Below are 17,162 nucleotides of genomic sequence, written 5' to 3'. Positions count from 1 at the left end.
AAGGAGATTTATATCGTTTGTCAGACGGTGCCTTATTTTTGTCCAATAACCTTATATTAATCACAGGGCAAGGTGAGCTATGCACTCTCAAATCTGGGTTGTGAGCACGCTGCTGATAAGCATCGTGTTAATCGTTTTGACCATCGTGAAGTTCAAATTCCACCCGTTTCTGGCGCTGCTGTTAGCCAGTTTCTTCGTGGGTACGATGATGGGGATGGGGCCGCTGGATATGGTCAATGCCATTGAGAGCGGCATCGGCGGTACGCTGGGCTTCCTCGCGGCGGTTATCGGCCTTGGGACCATTCTGGGCAAAATGATGGAGGTGTCCGGCGCGGCCGAACGCATCGGTCTGACGCTGCAGCGCTGCCGCTGGCTTTCCGCCGACGTCATTATGGTGCTGGTCGGGCTGATTTGCGGGATCACGCTGTTCGTTGAGGTCGGCGTGGTGCTGTTGATTCCACTGGCCTTTTCGATTGCTAAAAAAACCAATACCTCATTACTGAAGCTGGCGATTCCGCTGTGTACGGCGCTGATGGCGGTACACTGCGTCGTACCTCCGCATCCGGCCGCCCTGTTCGTGGCGAATAAGCTGGGCGCAGACATTGGCACCGTGATTGTCTACGGCTTACTGGTGGGTTTAATGGCTTCGCTTGTCGGTGGGCCGCTGTACCTGAAATTCCTCGGTAACCGTCTGCCATTTAAACCGGTACCGGCTGAGTTTTCCGACCTGAAAGTGCGTGATGAAAGCACGCTGCCATCGCTGGGCGCGACGCTGTTTACCGTACTGCTACCAATTGGCCTGATGCTGGTGAAAACCGTCGCGGAACTGAACATGGCGAAAGGCAGTACGCTGTATACGCTGTTGGAGTTTATTGGTAACCCGATCACCGCGATGTTTATCGCCGTTTTCGTAGCCTATTACATTCTCGGTCTGCGTCAGCACATCGGTATGGGTGCGCTGCTGACCCACACCGAAAACGGTTTTGGCTCGATTGCTAACATTTTGCTGATTATCGGCGCAGGCGGCGCATTCAACGCTATTCTCAAGAGCAGCGGGCTGGCGGATACTCTGGCGCTGATCCTCTCAAACATGCATATGCACCCGATTCTACTGGCGTGGCTGGTCGCTCTTATTCTGCATGCGGCGGTAGGCTCTGCCACGGTGGCGATGATGGGCGCAACGGCAATCGTGGCACCGATGCTGCCACTCTACCCTAACGTAAGCCCGGAGATCATCGCCATTGCCATCGGTTCCGGCGCTATTGGCTGCACGATCGTCACCGATTCCCTGTTCTGGCTGGTGAAGCAGTATTGCGGCGCCACCCTGAATGAAACGTTCAAATACTATACGACCGCGACATTTATCGCGTCCGTTATTGCACTGGCTTGCACATTCCTGCTTTCCTTTATTATCTAAGCGCGAAGAGACTGACTATGGAAAACATTCAAACACTTATCGCCCAGCATCCTTTAGTGGAAGATCTGGTGGCTCTGAAAGAGACAACCTGGTTTAACCCTGGCACCACCTCTCTTGCGGAAGGTTTACCGTATGTTGGCCTGACAGCACACGACGTTGAGGATGCCCACGCGCGTCTGACGCGCTTCGCACCGTATCTGGCGCAGGCCTTCCCGGAAACCGCCGCCACCGGGGGCATTATCGAATCTGAGCTGGCCGCAATCCCTGCAATGCAAAAACGGTTGGAAAAAGAGTTCGGGCAACACATTAACGGCGAAGTCCTGCTGAAGAAAGACAGTCATTTGCCGATTTCAGGCTCGATTAAAGCGCGTGGGGGCATTTATGAAGTACTGACCCATGCGGAAAAACTGGCGCTGGAGGCCGGTCTGCTGACCACCAAAGACGATTACCGCGTTCTGCTTTCGCCGGAGTTCAAACAGTTTTTCAGCCAGTACAGCATCGCGGTTGGCTCCACCGGCAACCTGGGGATGTCGATTGGTATCATGAGTGCCCGCATCGGCTTTAACGTCACGGTGCATATGTCTGCCGACGCCCGCGCGTGGAAAAAAGCCAAGCTGCGCAGCCACGGCGTGACGGTAGTGGAGTACGAAGAAGATTACGGCGTGGCGGTTGAACAAGGTCGTAAGGCGGCACAATCCGATCCGAACTGTTTCTTTATCGATGATGAAAATTCCCGCACGCTGTTCTTAGGCTATGCGGTCGCCGGTCAGCGTCTGAAAGCGCAGTTTGCCCAGCAGGGGCGCGTGGTGGATGCCGATCATCCTCTGTTTGTCTACCTACCGTGCGGTGTCGGTGGCGGCCCTGGCGGCGTGGCATTTGGCCTGAAGCTGGCATTCGGCGATAACGTGCACTGCTTCTTCGCTGAACCGACTCATTCACCGTGCATGCTGCTGGGGATTTACACCGGGCTGCACGATACCATTTCCGTACAGGACATCGGCATCGATAACCTGACAGCAGCGGATGGACTGGCGGTGGGTCGCGCCTCGGGCTTTGTTGGCCGGGCGATGGAACGTCTGCTCGACGGTCTGTACACCCTGGACGATCAGACAATGTACGATATGCTGGGCTGGCTGGCGCAGGAAGAAGGCATTCGTCTTGAGCCGTCGGCGCTGGCAGGCATGGCTGGCCCTCAGCACGTTTGCGCCTCCACGGATTACCAGCAGATGCATGGCTTCAGCGCGGATCAGCTCAATAACGCCACCCATCTGGTGTGGGCAACCGGCGGCGGCATGGTGCCGGAAACCGAGATGGCGCAATACCTGGCGAAAGGGCGCTAATCTCAGCGCAGCATCGCCATCAGCTCCATCGGTGAGCGATGCTGCTTAAGCAGGTCACGCATCACGCGCATATGCGGTGCGGTATGGTTGAAGAAAGCCTGATATCCTGCACACAGCACGCCCTTTCCATTTTCCTCGCAGTACGCAGGACAATCACCATGGTAATATTGAAACAATGAGCATGTTTGGCAACGCGTATTCATTGATGACATGATCTGTCGTTCAATCTGTGCTGCCAGACCACACCACTGGCGGAGCGTTTTGTCGAAAAGCTGGATAGATATCTGATTAATATCTTCACGTACCCAGATATCAAATATCGTAATTAAAAATCGGCCCCACGCCTCAGACGTAACCGATTCGTCTGTCAGATGACCTGAGCCATCGTGCTTAACCAGCGGAATAAACTGTACCAGGCGAACATTTCCTTGTTGCAAACCACGGTACACTTCAACTGGTTGTAAACACTTCTGGTGGTCAATCACCACGTTTAAAACATCATCACTAACATCCATGTTCTCACATCCTGTCATGCAAAATTCCCGATAAATACGATAAGTTGGCGAACATGCGTTACAGCAAACAGTATTGCGAGGGATAACACCGCGAGGGAGATCATAAATTTGTCACGCACCGCACGAGATTCAGAAAAATCGCTATGTGTAACATCCATCAGATTACGGCTGCGGGTATAGCGCCAAAGTACGATTCCCACCATCGCCAGCACCACAATTGAAACCCAAAACAGGAAGCCCGCCTGATGCCAGTTGTGCTTCAGCGCCAGCGCCATTAACGCACCATAACCCAGCAGGGTACGAAACCAGGCCAGCGATGTTCGCTCCGGTTGTAACCCCGGGTCGGCGATACGTCGCGATTTGCGGCTATCCGGCATACAGCACCAGCGTCATGACAATCACTGCCACAATAGTCAGCATAACGCTGATAATCAGCAGGCTGTGGGTGTAGGGCAAGTCCTCTTTCAGTCGCATCGCCTTTTCGTTACGTAGCCAGCGCAGGTAGCCGTAGATCGCCAGACCGCCGGCAAACAGACACAGCAACAAGGCAAGCGCCTCACGGATGACCGGCGTGGCAAAATCCGGGGCCAGTTGATCAAGGCCAACTCCCGCCGCCAGAAATCCGAGCGCGGTGCGGATCCACGCCAGAAAGGTACGTTCATTTGCCAGCGAGAAGCGATAGTCCGGTGCTTCCCCAAGGCGAGAAATCTTCATGACAGCTCCTTAAATATTGTTGTCTGGTCGTTATACCGGAACAGTTAAGGAGTATGAACCTGATTCTCAAACGAAAGGGCGAGTCTGGTGATGAGACAATGGAAAAGAGAGAGGGTGTTTGTAATGCCGGATGGCGAGTTGCGTTTTATCCGGCCTACAGGAGATGCAGGCCGGATAAGTCAGTTTTAACCTAATCCCCAGAAGAGCACCGCCAACAGTTGCGGGGTGATAATCCTCAGGAACATGACCAGCGGATAAACGGTGGCGTAGGAGAGCGCTGCCGCCCCGCTGGTGGCATGCAGGTTGTTAGCAAACGCCAGCGCAGGAGGATCGGTCATTGAGCCGGCCAGCATGCCGCACAGCGTCAGATAGTTCATTTTGGCGAATATCCGCGCCAGCAAGCCCACGGTAATGAGCGGAATCGCGGTAATGAAAATACCGTAGCCCACCCAGCTCAGACCATCGCCCTGCGTCAGGGTATGAACAAAATCACCGCCTGACTTCAGACCAACCACCGCGAGAAACAGTACGATACCCAACTCTCGCAGCGCCAGGTTAGCGCTGGGAGGCATAAACCAGTACAGCTTACCGATGCTGCCAATACGTCCAAGAATCAAAGCCATAATAAGCGGCCCACCGGCCAGCCCCAGCTTTAACGCCACCGGGAAACCCGGGATAAACAGCGGGATTGACCCCAGCAGAACACCCAGTCCGATACCGATAAATACCGGTAGCATCTGCACCTGCTGCAGTTTTTGCTGCGCGTTACCAACAACATTGGCAACGGCGTCAATCGACGAAGGGCGCCCAACCAGATTGAGGATGTCCCCGAATTGCAGGCTGGCGTCGCTGCTGGCTACCAGCTCAACCCCCGCACGGTTCAGGCGGGAGATCACCACGTCGTAACGTTCTTTAAAGTGCAGATCGCGGATACGTTTACCCAGCACTTGTTCGTTGGTCACCACCACGCGCTCAACGCGTAAATCAGTCCCGCGTGTCGACAACGATGTGTCCACCTCCTGACCAATCACCACCTGCGCGTTGTGCAGATCGGCTGGCTGCCCGACCAGGTGTAACAGGTCGCCCATCTGGATAACTGTCCCTGGCGACGGCACCATCAATGTCTCGTCACGTTTCAGACGCGAGCAGATGATTTTGTCGCTGTTCAGAATCGGGACATCCTGAATTGCCATATTGTTGATGTTTGGGTTTTCCACACGGATGTTCATCGTCTGAATCAGTGCGTGCCCGTTGGTTAGCGTGGATTCATGCTGCTGGGCTTCAGCATCGACGTTAACGCGGAAAATAAGGCGCATCAGCCACATGGTGAGTAAAATTCCGCAAATGCCGAAAGGATAAGCCATGGCATAGCTCATCCCCATCTGGTCTACCACATCGCCAGGGGTACCCAGATCGCGCAGAATTTGCTGCCCGGCTCCCAACGCCGGGGTATTGGTGACCGCCCCGGAGAATATACCCAGTACCACGGGAAGAGGAATGGCAAAAAGCTTATGCAGAATCGCGGTGACCAGGCCACCCATGATGACAATCAGCACGGCAAACAGATTCAGCCGCAGGCCCGAAACGCGCAATGACGCAAAAAAGCCCGGTCCGACCTGGATACCGATGGTGTAGACGAACAGGATCAGGCCAAATTCCTGAATAAAATGCAGCATATCGCCGCTCAGGGTCATCCCTGCCTGATCGACAAAATGCCCGACAATAATACCGCCGAACAGTACACCTCCGATGCCAAAACCCACACCACGTATTTTTACGTTGCCGATCCATAATCCGACAACCGCCACTAATGCCAGAACGCTGACCGTCAATGCTATATCACTCATTATCCTGTTCCCTGTGAATAACATCATTAAGTAAATGGATTCTCGCAGAGTACAGTCGCAATGTATGGGTGGTAAAGCACAAAAAAGCCCCGTCATTTCTGGCGGGGCAAAGGCATGGAGCTATTTAACTATTTAATGCGGGGCGTTCGCTGATAGCGATACGTTGTGGAGCAATGGCTTCAGGTTCATTCCGGGTCAAATCGATATGCAGCAAGCCGTTAGTGAAGCTTGCGCCGGAGACCTCCATATTTTCAGCCAGCGTAAAGCTCAGGCTGAACGGCTGAATGACCAGCCCCTGGTGCAACCATTTGGTCTCTTTTTCCGGCTGCTGCGGCGTACCTTTCACGGTCAGGCGCGTACCTTCCAGTTGAATATCCAAATCTTCCTGGCGGAAACCGGCTAACGCAAGGGTAATGCGGTAGTGGTTATCATCGCTCTTTTCAATGTTATAAGGCGGGAAGCTCTGGCTTTCACCGGTGTTTTGCAAAGCATTGGCCAGTTTGTCAAAACCGATCCATTGACGCAGCAGTGGGGATAAATCGTAGTTACGCATAATAATCTCCTTCTAAGAAGCGAGTAGGTACCTTTCGGCTCCCTGACGGCAAGCCGATGACTTAGCAAGGCCGCCTGAAGCGGCCTATAGAATTAGTTGATTTCGATGCGGCGCGGCTTATTCGCTTCAGGAATCACGCGCTCAAGATCGATATACAGCAGACCATTTACCAGGTTTGCGCCGCGAACATGAATGTTCTCCGCTAACTGGAACTTACGCTCGAAGTTGCGCTCGGCAATTCCCTGATACAGGTAAGTACGTTCTTTTTGATCGTCCGCATGGGCGCCTTTCACCACCAGCAGATTATCCTGGGCAGTAATTTCCAGTTCGCTTTCAGCAAAACCGGCAACGGCAATTGCAATGCGGTAATGGTTTTCGTCTACCAGCTCAACGTTGTACGGAGGGTAGCCGCCATTGCTTTGGCCCTGATTGTTTTCCAGCAGGTTAAACAGACGGTCAAAACCAATAGCAGAACGGTACAGCGGGGATAAATCAAAGTTACGCATAATTAATAGCTCCTGAAATCAGCGAGAATAATTGACCTTCCATCATGGACAGGTCAGGTAGCCAGGACACCCATCAGGCATGCCCTTCATTTGTCTACACTCTAAAAATGGGTCTTAATACAAACTTTTCAAGCGTATTCATCTGACTTTTTTTGCAGTTTGTTGTCTATTGCATACACTGGGGGGAGCAGTTGTTCTCGTTAAATCGCGATGGCCGCCACAGTGCGACGAAATGGTGATGTTATTTTCGCAACGGATCGCTTTAACTCACCATGCAAACACGATAAATACAGATGAATAAATGATGATTAAAAAAATGTTGGTAACACTGACGATGTGTAGTGGGATGGCGTTTGTAAGCGGCTGTTCCAGCATCATGTCGCATACCGGTGGCAAAGAAGGGACGTATCCTGGCACGCGAGCCAGTGCCACAATGATTAGCGAAAGTGATACGAACTGGGGAACCAAGTCGCTGGCGATTCTGGATATGCCTTTCACCGCGGTGCTCGATACGGTATTGCTACCGTGGGATCTCTTTCGCAAAGACAACTCGGTGAGATCCCGCGTAGAAAAGAGCGAGGAGAGAACCCAGGCCACGAACGCCGTTATTCCCCCGGCAGAAATGTCCGCGCCATAAGTTAACGCCCGGTTTCAGTCACCCACAGCTGGCGGAAACCCTCGACGTCTTCCATCCACGCAACCTGTCGACCATCAGGGGAGAAGACGATCGCATCGGCCGACGGCGGGTTACCATGACGTTCCGTTAAAAAAACAATCTCGCCCGTTTGAACATCACAACAAGCAATTCTGTTCTCCAGTACAAATCCCAGCCATTTCCCCGATGGGTGCCAGTTAAAGGCTGACTGAATATTCGTAGCGCATTGGGTAAGCTGACGCGGTGCACCCCCCAGTGGGGAAATCAGCCATAGCTGCACAATACCGCTGTCATCACGCATTAAAAACGCAATCTCAGACGCCTTTGGATTACTGCGTACCCAATGGCGAGGTTGATTCACCAGCCCCGGGAAGGCGCGCTCATGGGTAAACGTCAGGCGACGTTGGCAAATACCGGATGGCGGCGCAGGCATGGTCATGTCAGTCCCCTCCAGAGGCGCGTCCCCCGGCTGTTTCCAGCCACTTTCATCCAGTGGCAAATCGACAATAAACAATTCCGGTACTTTTTCGCCATTCACTGACAACGTATCGCCGATAAACGCCAGCCTGTTTTCTCCTACCCAGCCCTCTTCATAGGCACGGTTAATCTCATCGCTACCCGGTTTTGGCGTTGGTGTCGTCTGGCTCACCAGTACGCACCAATGGCTGCCACTGTATTCACGCGGATGCTGCGCGGAGACCTTCACCGGCCCATACGGTGCAGCTACGCCGACGTTGCGTAAATCCAGCGCCGCCGAGCGCTCATGCAAAACATGGTCGTTATAGGTGAAACTGACACACTCACCGTTTGGGCTAAAGACATGCACATGACTCCCGCCACGCAGCGCGCCTGGCGTGTACGGCGCGGTAATATCCATCGCATCCAGATTCTCCACCCCAGCCTGCGTAACAATCACCCCACGACGATGATGGAAGTCGTAATGCCATGTTTCATCAGGATTTTCAGGCCCGTGAATGAATACATATTTTTCCGACTTTGGATGAACGGTCACCACGCCAACGTGCGCTCCCTGAGTAGCCCGGTAAATCACCTCCAGTTCGCCAGTATGGATATTGACGCGCTCAATTGTTTCACCGGTAAAGGAGGCGCCAGAAGGACGCACATCAAAGACCAGCCACTGGCTGTCCGGTGTCCAGGTGTTAATATTGGTAAGCTGATGATTACGCGGCGTAAAGGTGATTTGCTTCATGGGATGCCCTGATACAAGACGATTAAAGCAATCATACTTCACAAGCACTTCACTTTCAGGCTTTAGCGTATCGCCATCTTCATTTTTGCGGACAGAAAGATGGAACATTTTGACGTGGCGATTATCGGATTAGGTCCGGCAGGCGCAGCGCTGGCGCGGCAGTTGAGCGGAAAAATGCGCGTGATTGCGTTGGATAAAAAACGCCAGTGCGGCAACGAAGGTTTCACTAAACCCTGCGGCGGTCTGCTGGCCCCGGACGCCCAGCGTTCGTTTATCCGCGATGGTATAACCTTACCCGTTGATGTCATCGCCAACCCGCAGATTTTTAGCGTTAAAACTATTGATGTTGCCGCTTCTTTGACGCGTAACTACCAGCGCAGCTACATTAATATCAACCGCCATGCTTTTGATTTATGGCTTAAATATCTCATCCCTGATGATGTGCAGGTGTACCACGACAGCCTGTGTCGGAAAATCTGGCGCGAGGGCGATAAATGGCATGTTATCTTCCGCGCCGACGGTTGGGAGCAGCAGATCACCGCGCGTTATCTGGTGGGGGCAGACGGTGCGAATTCACTGGTGCGCCGTCATCTCTATCCCCAGCACCAAATCCGTAAATATGTCGCTATTCAACAATGGTTTGCGGAGAAACATCCTGTGCCGTTCTATTCCTGTATTTTTGATAACGATGCAACTGACTGTTATTCATGGAGTATCAGCAAAGATGGCTATTTTATCTTTGGTGGCGCCTACCCCATGAAGGACGGACAGGCACGCTTTGACGCGCTGAAGGAGAAGCTGAAAGCGTTCCATTTCCAGTTCGGCAAACCGGTGAAAAATGAAAAATGTACGGTGCTGTTCCCCTCACGCTGGAAGGATTTCGTCTGCGGTGAAGACAATGCGTTTTTGATTGGCGAAGCGGCCGGTTTTATCAGCGCCAGCTCGCTGGAAGGGATTAGCTATGCGCTGGACAGCGCGGAGATCCTCAAATCAGTACTGCTGCGGGATACGCCAGATATGAATCACGCTTACCGTAAAGCCACCCACAGGTTACGTCTCAAACTGTATGGCAAAATCCTGAAAAGCCGGGCACTCACATCAGCATTTTCCCGTAAATGGATTATGCGCAGCGGCGTGGCGCATATTCCCCAGGGAGATCATTCAGCACCACAAATCATGGCTGAAACAGGGCAAATGTAACAAGGCACTTGCCCATAATTTCTTAATTCAGCGCAAATTTCTCAATGGCATACGCGACGCCATCTTCGAGGTTGGATTTGGTCACGAAGTTGGCGATTTCTTTGACTGATGGAATAGCGTTGTCCATGGCAACGCCCACGCCTGCGTATTCAATCATCGCGATGTCGTTTTCCTGATCGCCTATCGCCATCACCTCTTCGGCTTTAATACCTAACGCATCGGCCAGCGATTTTACGCCCGTCCCTTTATTGACGCGTTTATCGAGGATTTCGAGGAAATACGGCGCACTTTTCAATACGGTGTACTTCTCTTTTACTTCTGCTGGGATGCGCGAGATGGCTTTATCGAGGATCTCCGGTTCATCAATCATCATCACTTTCAGGAACTGGGTTTCTGGATCCATTTTCTCGGCTTCACAGAACACCAGCGGGATGGTCGCGACAAACGATTCGTGCACCGTGTAGTAGCTGATATCACGGTTCGCGGTATACAACGTGTTGCGATCGAGGGCGTGGAAATGTGAGCCAACTTCCCGGGAAAGCTGCTCCAGATAGCGATAATCGTCATAGCTTAACGCAGTTTGCGCTACGGTACTGCCATCTCCAGCTTTCTGCACCAGCGCACCGTTGTAGGTAATGCAGTAGTCACCGGGCTGTTCCATATGTAGTTCTTTCAGATAGCTGTGAACGCCGGCATACGGGCGTCCCGTGGTCAGCACCACATTCACGCCACGCGCGCGCGCTGCGGCAATCGCCGTTTTGACCGCTGGTGAAATGGTGTGATCGGGCAGCAGAAGTGTGCCATCCATGTCGATAGCAATAAGTTTGATAGCCATGAGTTCCCCGGATTAAATGAGTCCGTCCTCATGCTAACGCGATTCCGCTCAAAAAACAGCTACGAAAAGGGGGATAGAAAGGGGAATCGAGATTCCCCTTTTGACAATCGATGGTAGGCCGGATAAGGCCTGAGCCGGCAAACGTAGACGAACTGCCTGATGGCGCTTCGCTTATCAGGCCTACAGGAGCAGGCCTGAGGTACATGTTAGATATCGATGTTCGCCGCTTTCAGGGCATTCTCTTCGATAAACGCGCGACGCGGTTCAACGGCATCACCCATCAGCGTGGTGAATAGCTGGTCGGCAGCAATCGCATCCTTCACGGTAACGCGCAGCATACGACGGCTTTCCGGATCCATGGTGGTTTCCCACAGCTGTTCCGGGTTCATCTCGCCCAGACCTTTATAACGCTGGATAGCGAGGCCGCGACGTGACTCTTTCTGCAGCCATTCCAGCGCCTGCTCGAAGCTGGCAACCGGCTGGCGACGCTCGCCACGTTCGATAAACGCATCGTCCTCGATCAGTCCACGCAGCTTCTCGCCGAGCGTACAAATACGACGATATTCGCCACCGGTCACAAATTCATGCTCCAGCGGGTAATCGGTATCGACGCCGTGGGTACGCACGCGGATCACCGGCTCGAACAGGTTCAGTTCAGCGTCTTTACGCACAAAGCTGTTCCAGGTGCTGCCGTGAACTTCGTTTTCATTCAGTACGTTAACCAGCTGGGACACCCAGGCAGTGACTTTCGCTTCATCAGCCAGATCGGCTTCAGCCAGCGTCGGCTGATAAACCAGTTCTTTCAGCAGCGCTTTCGGGAAACGACGTTCCATACGGCCAATCATTTTCTGCGTCGCGTTGTATTCAGAAACCAGTTTTTCTAACGCTTCACCCGCCAGGGCTGGTGCGCTGGCGTTGGTATGCAGCGTGGCGCCATCAAGGGCGATAGAGATCTGGTACTGATCCATCGCTTCATCGTCTTTGATGTACTGTTCCTGCTTGCCTTTCTTCACTTTGTACAGCGGCGGCTGTGCAATGTAAACGTGGCCGCGCTCAACGATTTCCGGCATCTGACGATAGAAGAAGGTCAACAGCAGCGTACGGATGTGCGAGCCGTCGACGTCCGCATCGGTCATGATGATGATGCTGTGATAACGCAGTTTGTCCGGGTTGTACTCGTCGCGACCGATGCCGCAGCCCAGCGCGGTGATCAGCGTCGCCACTTCCTGAGAAGAGAGCATCTTGTCGAAACGCGCCTTCTCAACGTTAAGAATTTTACCCTTCAGCGGCAGAATCGCCTGGTTCTTACGGTTACGTCCCTGCTTCGCAGAGCCGCCCGCTGAGTCCCCTTCCACCAGGTACAGTTCAGAGTGAGCCGGGTCGCGTTCCTGACAGTCCGCCAGTTTGCCCGGCAGACCCGCTAAGTCCAGCGCGCCTTTACGACGGGTCATTTCACGCGCGCGACGTGCAGCTTCACGAGCACGCGCAGCATCAATGATTTTGCCGACGACGATTTTCGCGTCAGACGGGTTTTCCAGCAGGTATTCGCTCAGCAGTTCGTTCATCTGCTGTTCTACCGCCGATTTCACCTCAGAAGAGACCAGCTTGTCTTTGGTCTGAGAGGAGAATTTCGGATCCGGCACCTTCACGGAAACAACGGCAATCAGGCCTTCACGGGCATCGTCACCGGTGGCACTGACTTTGGCTTTTTTGCTGTAGCCTTCTTTGTCCATGTAGGCGTTCAGGGTACGGGTCATCGCCGCACGGAAGCCTGCAAGGTGAGTACCGCCGTCACGCTGCGGAATGTTGTTGGTGAAGCAGTAGATGTTTTCCTGGAAACCATCGTTCCACTGCAGCGCAACTTCGACGCCGATACCGTCTTTTTCGGTGGAGAAGTAGAAGATATTCGGGTGGATCGGCGTTTTGTTTTTGTTGAGGTATTCAACAAACGCCTTGATGCCACCTTCGTAGTGGAAATGGTCTTCTTTGCCGTCGCGCTTGTCGCGCAGACGAATAGAGACGCCGGAGTTCAGGAATGACAGCTCACGCAGACGCTTCGCCAGAATGTCGTATTCGAACTCAACGACGTTGGTAAAGGTTTCGTGGCTTGGCCAGAAACGGACCTGAGTCCCCGTCATTTCTGTTTCGCCAGTTACTGCCAGCGGCGCCTGCGGCACACCGTGCACGTAAGTTTGCTGATGCACTTTGCCTTCACGACGAATCACCAGTTCCAGCTTCTGTGACAGGGCGTTAACGACGGAAACACCCACACCGTGCAGACCGCCGGAAACTTTATAGGAGTTATCATCGAATTTACCGCCTGCGTGCAAAACGGTCATGATAACTTCCGCTGCCGAAACGCCCTCTTCCGGGTGAATACCGGTTGGGATACCACGGCCATCATCGGTAACGGACACGGAGTTGTCAGCGTGAATCGTTACCACGATATCTTTACAGTGACCCGCGAGCGCTTCGTCGATAGCGTTATCTACCACCTCGAATACCATGTGGTGCAGACCGGTGCCGTCATCCGTGTCGCCGATATACATACCCGGGCGCTTACGCACCGCATCCAGTCCTTTCAGGACTTTGATACTGGAGGAGTCATAAGAATTCGACATCAACGTTTCTCGCTCATTTTATCTTGGGTTAATCCGTTATTTTACCCTTTTCCACGGTAAACATCTTCGAATTTTCATCGGACATGTCTATAACGTGTTCAGCGCTAATTGCGCTGACAAAGACCTGAGATTGCGTGGCTTTTAAGCGGCTGGCCAGCAGCCCGCGACGCGCATCATCCAGTTCAGAGGCAAAATCATCTATCAGGTACAGGCAGCGCCGTCCGCTTTCGCGGGTCAGGAACTCCCCTTGCGCCAGACGTAAGGCGCACATCAGCAGCTTGAGCTGCCCACGCGACAACGTATCTTCCACCGGCGCACCGTCGGCGCGAATGCGGAAATCCGCCTTATGCGGACCGTGCGCGGTGTAGGTCAACATTCGATCGCGTTCAAAACTACGTTCCAGCACTTCGGCGTAATCTGTCTCTTTCTCCCAGCCGCGCTGGAAAGAGAAGGAGAGAGAAAACTCGGGAAGAAACTGCTGGCAGGTATCCGCCATATCCTGCGCAATACCAGCGCTGTACTCCGCGCGCCAGGTGCTGATTTGTTCCGCCAGTGGGATCAGTTCTTTATCCCACGGGCGCAGTTGCTCATAACGACTCACCTGGCGCAGCGCTGCATTGCGCTGCTTGAGCAGTCGCTTCAGGTTGCTCCAGGCGGTGAAAAATCCGGCTTCATTGTGAAAGCATCCCCAGTCAAGGAATGCTCTTCTGTATTTGGGGCCGCCATTGAGTAAAGTAAACCCCTCAGGCGTGATCAACTGCATCGGCATCAGGTGCGCCAGTTCCGCGACCTTGTGCCCGTCAGTGCCGTCAATGCGCACTTTGCTGTCACCCAGTTTGTCTTTCGTCAGGCCAATCGACGTCTCACGTTCTTCACCCTGCAAACGCCCGTGTAAAACAAACGACTCCTGCTCGTGGCGAATCACGCGGCCAATCTGCAAACTGCGAAACGCCCGACCATGGCCGAGCGTATAGATAGCTTCCAGCACGCTGGTTTTGCCGCTGCCGTTAGCGCCTACCAGAAAGTTAAAGCCGGGAGATAAAGCGAGATCCGCGTTTTCGATATTGCGGAAATCTTTAATCAGGAGTCGGGATAGCGACATATCAACTCATAACCAGGGCGTTATCGTCGCAGTTAGTCTGGTTACGGCCAGCGCACAGCAACCGGAGCGTACTGAAGTACGTGAGGATTGCGAGCACTGCCCGGAGCCAGAATAACAAGTAAGATAGCCCGATATTCTTTACAAGCGCATAGGCATGACGACATAGGCTGCAGATTGTGACGCTGCATCTTCAATCTGTACGCTCGATACGGAATCGGTCAGCAGAATACGTACGTTCTCGCACTTCAGCGCGTTAAGAACGTCAAGCACGTAGCTAACGTTAAAGCCGATTTCCAGTTCAGTACCAGGATAGGAAACATCCAGAATTTCTTCTGCTTCTTCCTGCTCCGGGTTGTTGGCAGTGATTTTGAGCTGGTTTTCGCTGACATACAGACGCACGCCACGAAATTTCTCGTTGGAGAGAATCGCCGCACGCGCAAACGCCTGTTTGAGGATATCGCAACCGGCTTCCAGATGTTTGTCCGGATTCTTCGGCAATACGCGGCGATAATCCGGGAAACGACCGTCAACCAGCTTGGAAGTAAAGATGAAGTCACCAACGTGCGCACGAATATTGTTGCTGCCAATCTGCACGCGCAGCGGGTTATCGCCGCCGTCGAGCATACGCATCAGTTCAATCACACCTTTACGCGGTACGATCACCGAATGGCTAGGCAACGGCTGACCGACAGGCATTGAACAGACCGCCAGGCGGTGACCGTCGGTCGCCACGGTACGCAACTCTTCCCCTTCGGTTTCAAACAGCATGCCGTTTAAGTAGTAACGCACGTCCTGATGCGCCATCGAAAACTGCGTGGCTTCAATCAGGCGCTTCATTGTCGCCTGTGGCAGGGTGAATTCGACTTCGCTCTGCCAGTCGTCCAGATTCGGGAAGTCGGCGGCAGGCAGCGTAGACAGCGAGAAACGGCTGCGGCCAGAACGCACCAGCATACGGTCGCCTTCCAGTTGAACGGCAATTTCCGCCCCTTCTGGTAATCCACGGCAAATATCGAAGAATTTACGCGCCGGAACGGTGGTCGCACCAGGTTCATGAGGCTGGATCAGCGCCACGCGCGCCACCATCTCCATTTCGAGATCGGTACCGGTAAGCGAAAGGGTGCCGTCAGCAACCTGCAGCAGCAGGTTTCCGAGGATCGGCAGTGTAGGACGTCCACCCAGCGGGCCGCTGACCTGCTGAAGCGGTTTTAATAAATGTTCACGTTCAACGGTAAATTTCATAGCGTCACGAAGATAATGTTCTGATTAAATTGGAGAAATCTTCTTTAATATCATGGCTTTCTTCACGCAACTGCTCAATCTTGCGGCAGGCATGAAGCACGGTAGTATGGTCACGCCCACCAAACGCGTCGCCAATTTCCGGCAGACTGTGGTTAGTGAGCTCTTTTGCCAGCGCCATCGCCATCTGGCGCGGACGAGCTACCGAGCGAGATCGACGCTTAGAAAGCAGATCCGCAATTTTGATTTTGTAATACTCCGCCACCGTCTTCTGGATATTGTCGATGGTGACCAGCTTTTCCTGCAAAGCCAGCAGATCGCGCAGCGCTTCACGCACGAAATCGATAGTAATCGCCCGGCCGGTAAAATTGGCGTTGGCGATCACGCGGTTCAGTGCGCCTTCCAGCTCACGTACGTTAGAGCGTAGACGCTTGGCAATAAAGAACGCTACTTCACCCGGCAGACGAATGTCGTTTTCGTCGGCTTTTTTCATCAGGATCGCAACACGCGTTTCCAGTTCAGGCGGTTCGATCGCGACAGTCAGTCCCCAGCCAAAACGGGATTTCAGACGATCTTCAACGCCGTTGATCTCCTTCGGATAGCGATCCGAGGTCAGGATGATCTGCTGATTGCCTTCCAGCAGGGCGTTAAAGGTGTGGAAAAACTCTTCCTGCGATCGCTCTTTATTCGCGAAGAATTGGATATCGTCAATCAGCAGCGCGTCAACGGAACGGTAGTAACGTTTAAACTCTTCGATCGCGTTGTTTTGCAGGGCTTTGACCATGTCCTGCACAAAACGCTCGGAGTGCATATACACCACTTTGGCGTTTGGCTTACGCGCCATAATACCGTTACCGACAGCGTGCAGCAGGTGGGTTTTACCCAGACCCGTACCGCCATAAAGGAATAACGGATTGTAGGCGCCGCCAGGATTGTCCGCCACCTGACGTGCCGCCGCGCGCGCCAGTTGGTTAGATTTACCTTCAACGAAGTTATCAAACGTGTGTTTGACGTTGACGTTAGAACGATAGGTAGGTTCTGCCGGAGCCGGGACGTTATCCCAGCCTGGACGCGCCGCCGGAGCAGCACGTTGTGGTTGCACTTGCTGAGTCACGTGGGCGGGCGCAACAACGTTGTTGACCGGCGTTTTCAGCGTTTGCGTGACGGGTTTAGTACCGACTTCAAAGCGCAGCTGCGGGGCATCCGCTCCACAGAAATTATTGAGTAATCCATTAATATTATTAAGGTATTTATCCCTTACCCAATCGAGCACGAAACGGTTTGGCGCGTACAAAGCCAGCGTGTTATCGCTCAGTTCCGCCTGCAACGGGCGTATCCACATACTGAACTCTGTGGCTGGTAACTCATCCTGCAATCGGGCAAGACACTGCTGCCAAAGCGAAAGTGACAC

At 53.3% G+C, this 17,162-nt stretch carries 16 protein-coding genes and 1 other annotated feature; of the genes, 4 read left to right on the top strand and 12 right to left on the bottom strand.

The window, feature by feature from the left end; all coding sequences use genetic code 11:
- The first annotated feature begins 79 nt into the window (after positions 1–79).
- A complete protein-coding gene (dsdX, locus tag GUC46_RS00080) occupies positions 80–1,417 on the top strand; it encodes a D-serine transporter DsdX (RefSeq protein ID WP_003844455.1) in 1,338 nt (445 codons plus the stop codon).
- A gap of 17 nt (positions 1,418–1,434) precedes the next feature.
- On the top strand, positions 1,435–2,757 hold the full coding sequence (dsdA, locus tag GUC46_RS00075; RefSeq protein WP_130715315.1) for a D-serine ammonia-lyase: 1,323 nt from the start codon (positions 1,435–1,437) through the stop codon (positions 2,755–2,757).
- A 2-nt stretch (positions 2,758–2,759) separates the two neighbouring features.
- On the opposite strand, the gene GUC46_RS00070 is transcribed toward dsdA, so the two are convergent.
- The 6 genes from GUC46_RS00070 to ibpA all read right to left on the bottom strand — a co-directional run bounded on the left by GUC46_RS00070 (position 2,760) and on the right by ibpA (position 6,892).
- Complete coding sequence (locus GUC46_RS00070) at positions 2,760–3,272, bottom strand: radical SAM protein (protein ID WP_130715316.1); 513 nt, start codon at positions 3,270–3,272, stop codon at positions 2,760–2,762.
- A gap of 14 nt (positions 3,273–3,286) precedes the next feature.
- On the bottom strand, positions 3,287–3,649 hold the full coding sequence (locus GUC46_RS00065; RefSeq protein WP_003023890.1) for a DUF202 domain-containing protein: 363 nt from the start codon (positions 3,647–3,649) through the stop codon (positions 3,287–3,289).
- A complete protein-coding gene (locus GUC46_RS00060) occupies positions 3,639–3,986 on the bottom strand; it encodes a YidH family protein (protein ID WP_003023888.1) in 348 nt (115 codons plus the stop codon). The genes GUC46_RS00065 and GUC46_RS00060 overlap by 11 nt, the downstream gene beginning before the upstream one ends.
- A 185-nt stretch (positions 3,987–4,171) precedes the next feature.
- Positions 4,172–5,833 (bottom strand): putative transporter, encoded by a 1,662-nt coding sequence (locus GUC46_RS00055; RefSeq protein ID WP_032950587.1) that lies wholly within the window; start codon positions 5,831–5,833, stop codon positions 4,172–4,174.
- 124 nt (positions 5,834–5,957) lie between these two features.
- Positions 5,958–6,386 carry a small heat shock chaperone IbpB gene (gene ibpB, locus GUC46_RS00050; RefSeq protein WP_003840609.1) on the bottom strand — a complete coding sequence of 143 codons (429 nt, stop codon included), beginning with the start codon at positions 6,384–6,386 and terminating at the stop codon, positions 5,958–5,960.
- A gap of 92 nt (positions 6,387–6,478) precedes the next feature.
- Positions 6,479–6,892 (bottom strand): small heat shock chaperone IbpA, encoded by a 414-nt coding sequence (gene ibpA, locus GUC46_RS00045; protein WP_003023882.1) that lies wholly within the window; start codon positions 6,890–6,892, stop codon positions 6,479–6,481.
- Positions 6,886–6,958 (bottom strand) — a sequence feature (ROSE (Repression Of Heat Shock gene Expression) occurs in the 5'-region of heat shock genes and acts as an RNA thermometer to modulate expression.). (Overlaps the previous gene by 7 nt.)
- Before the next feature lie 238 nt (positions 6,959–7,196).
- Here ibpA and GUC46_RS00040 point away from each other — a divergent pair.
- Positions 7,197–7,529 (top strand): YceK/YidQ family lipoprotein, encoded by a 333-nt coding sequence (locus GUC46_RS00040; protein WP_003023879.1) that lies wholly within the window; start codon positions 7,197–7,199, stop codon positions 7,527–7,529.
- Position 7,530: 1 nt separating this feature from the next.
- Here GUC46_RS00040 and GUC46_RS00035 read toward each other — a convergent pair whose 3' ends face one another.
- Positions 7,531–8,757, bottom strand: a complete 1,227-nt coding sequence (locus GUC46_RS00035) for a DUF3748 domain-containing protein (RefSeq protein WP_130715317.1) — start codon at positions 8,755–8,757, stop codon at positions 7,531–7,533.
- A gap of 99 nt (positions 8,758–8,856) precedes the next feature.
- On the opposite strand from GUC46_RS00035, the gene cbrA reads away from it, so the two are divergent.
- Entirely contained in the window at positions 8,857–9,957 is a 1,101-nt protein-coding gene (cbrA, locus tag GUC46_RS00030; RefSeq protein ID WP_130715318.1) for a colicin M resistance lipid reductase CbrA, read from the top strand.
- A gap of 22 nt (positions 9,958–9,979) precedes the next feature.
- Here cbrA and yidA read toward each other — a convergent pair whose 3' ends face one another.
- From yidA to dnaA, 5 genes are all read right to left on the bottom strand, one after another.
- A complete protein-coding gene (gene yidA, locus GUC46_RS00025; RefSeq protein ID WP_003840602.1) occupies positions 9,980–10,792 on the bottom strand; it encodes a sugar-phosphatase in 813 nt (270 codons plus the stop codon).
- Positions 10,793–10,998: 206 nt separating this feature from the next.
- Positions 10,999–13,413 carry a DNA topoisomerase (ATP-hydrolyzing) subunit B gene (gene gyrB / locus GUC46_RS00020; protein WP_003844435.1) on the bottom strand — a complete coding sequence of 805 codons (2,415 nt, stop codon included), beginning with the start codon at positions 13,411–13,413 and terminating at the stop codon, positions 10,999–11,001.
- 28 nt (positions 13,414–13,441) lie between these two features.
- Entirely contained in the window at positions 13,442–14,515 is a 1,074-nt protein-coding gene (recF, locus tag GUC46_RS00015) for a DNA replication/repair protein RecF (RefSeq protein WP_003844434.1), read from the bottom strand.
- A 138-nt stretch (positions 14,516–14,653) separates the two neighbouring features.
- The gene (gene dnaN, locus GUC46_RS00010) at positions 14,654–15,754 is read right to left on the bottom strand and encodes a DNA polymerase III subunit beta (RefSeq protein WP_003023863.1); all 1,101 of its coding nucleotides are present in this window, start codon (positions 15,752–15,754) and stop codon (positions 14,654–14,656) included.
- Between the two features lie 4 nt (positions 15,755–15,758).
- The gene (gene dnaA, locus GUC46_RS00005; protein ID WP_003023861.1) at positions 15,759–17,162 is read right to left on the bottom strand and encodes a chromosomal replication initiator protein DnaA; all 1,404 of its coding nucleotides are present in this window, start codon (positions 17,160–17,162) and stop codon (positions 15,759–15,761) included.

Origin of the sequence: Citrobacter sp. LUTT5, from assembly GCF_009905315.1 — a bacterium.
Lineage (GTDB): Bacteria > Pseudomonadota > Gammaproteobacteria > Enterobacterales > Enterobacteriaceae > Citrobacter > Citrobacter freundii.
This window is presented reverse-complemented; position numbering and strand designations above follow the sequence as displayed.

Bases quoted from the DNA above. Each gene is read 5' to 3' on its own strand.
- ibpB (WP_003840609.1), bottom strand. From the start codon at position 6,386: ATGCGTAACTACGATTTATCCCCACTGCTGCGTCAATGGATCGGTTTT.
- GUC46_RS00065 (WP_003023890.1), bottom strand. From the start codon at position 3,649: ATGCCGGATAGCCGCAAATCGCGACGTATCGCCGACCCGGGGTTACAA.
- recF (WP_003844434.1), bottom strand. From the start codon at position 14,515: ATGTCGCTATCCCGACTCCTGATTAAAGATTTCCGCAATATCGAAAAC.
- GUC46_RS00060 (WP_003023888.1), bottom strand. From the start codon at position 3,986: ATGAAGATTTCTCGCCTTGGGGAAGCACCGGACTATCGCTTCTCGCTG.
- dsdA (WP_130715315.1), top strand. From the start codon at position 1,435: ATGGAAAACATTCAAACACTTATCGCCCAGCATCCTTTAGTGGAAGAT.
- dsdX (WP_003844455.1), top strand. From the start codon at position 80: ATGCACTCTCAAATCTGGGTTGTGAGCACGCTGCTGATAAGCATCGTG.
- gyrB (WP_003844435.1), bottom strand. From the start codon at position 13,413: ATGTCGAATTCTTATGACTCCTCCAGTATCAAAGTCCTGAAAGGACTG.
- GUC46_RS00040 (WP_003023879.1), top strand. From the start codon at position 7,197: ATGATTAAAAAAATGTTGGTAACACTGACGATGTGTAGTGGGATGGCG.
- cbrA (WP_130715318.1), top strand. From the start codon at position 8,857: ATGGAACATTTTGACGTGGCGATTATCGGATTAGGTCCGGCAGGCGCA.
- GUC46_RS00070 (WP_130715316.1), bottom strand. From the start codon at position 3,272: ATGGATGTTAGTGATGATGTTTTAAACGTGGTGATTGACCACCAGAAG.
- yidA (WP_003840602.1), bottom strand. From the start codon at position 10,792: ATGGCTATCAAACTTATTGCTATCGACATGGATGGCACACTTCTGCTG.
- GUC46_RS00055 (WP_032950587.1), bottom strand. From the start codon at position 5,833: ATGAGTGATATAGCATTGACGGTCAGCGTTCTGGCATTAGTGGCGGTT.
- ibpA (WP_003023882.1), bottom strand. From the start codon at position 6,892: ATGCGTAACTTTGATTTATCCCCGCTGTACCGTTCTGCTATTGGTTTT.
- GUC46_RS00035 (WP_130715317.1), bottom strand. From the start codon at position 8,757: ATGAAGCAAATCACCTTTACGCCGCGTAATCATCAGCTTACCAATATT.
- dnaN (WP_003023863.1), bottom strand. From the start codon at position 15,754: ATGAAATTTACCGTTGAACGTGAACATTTATTAAAACCGCTTCAGCAG.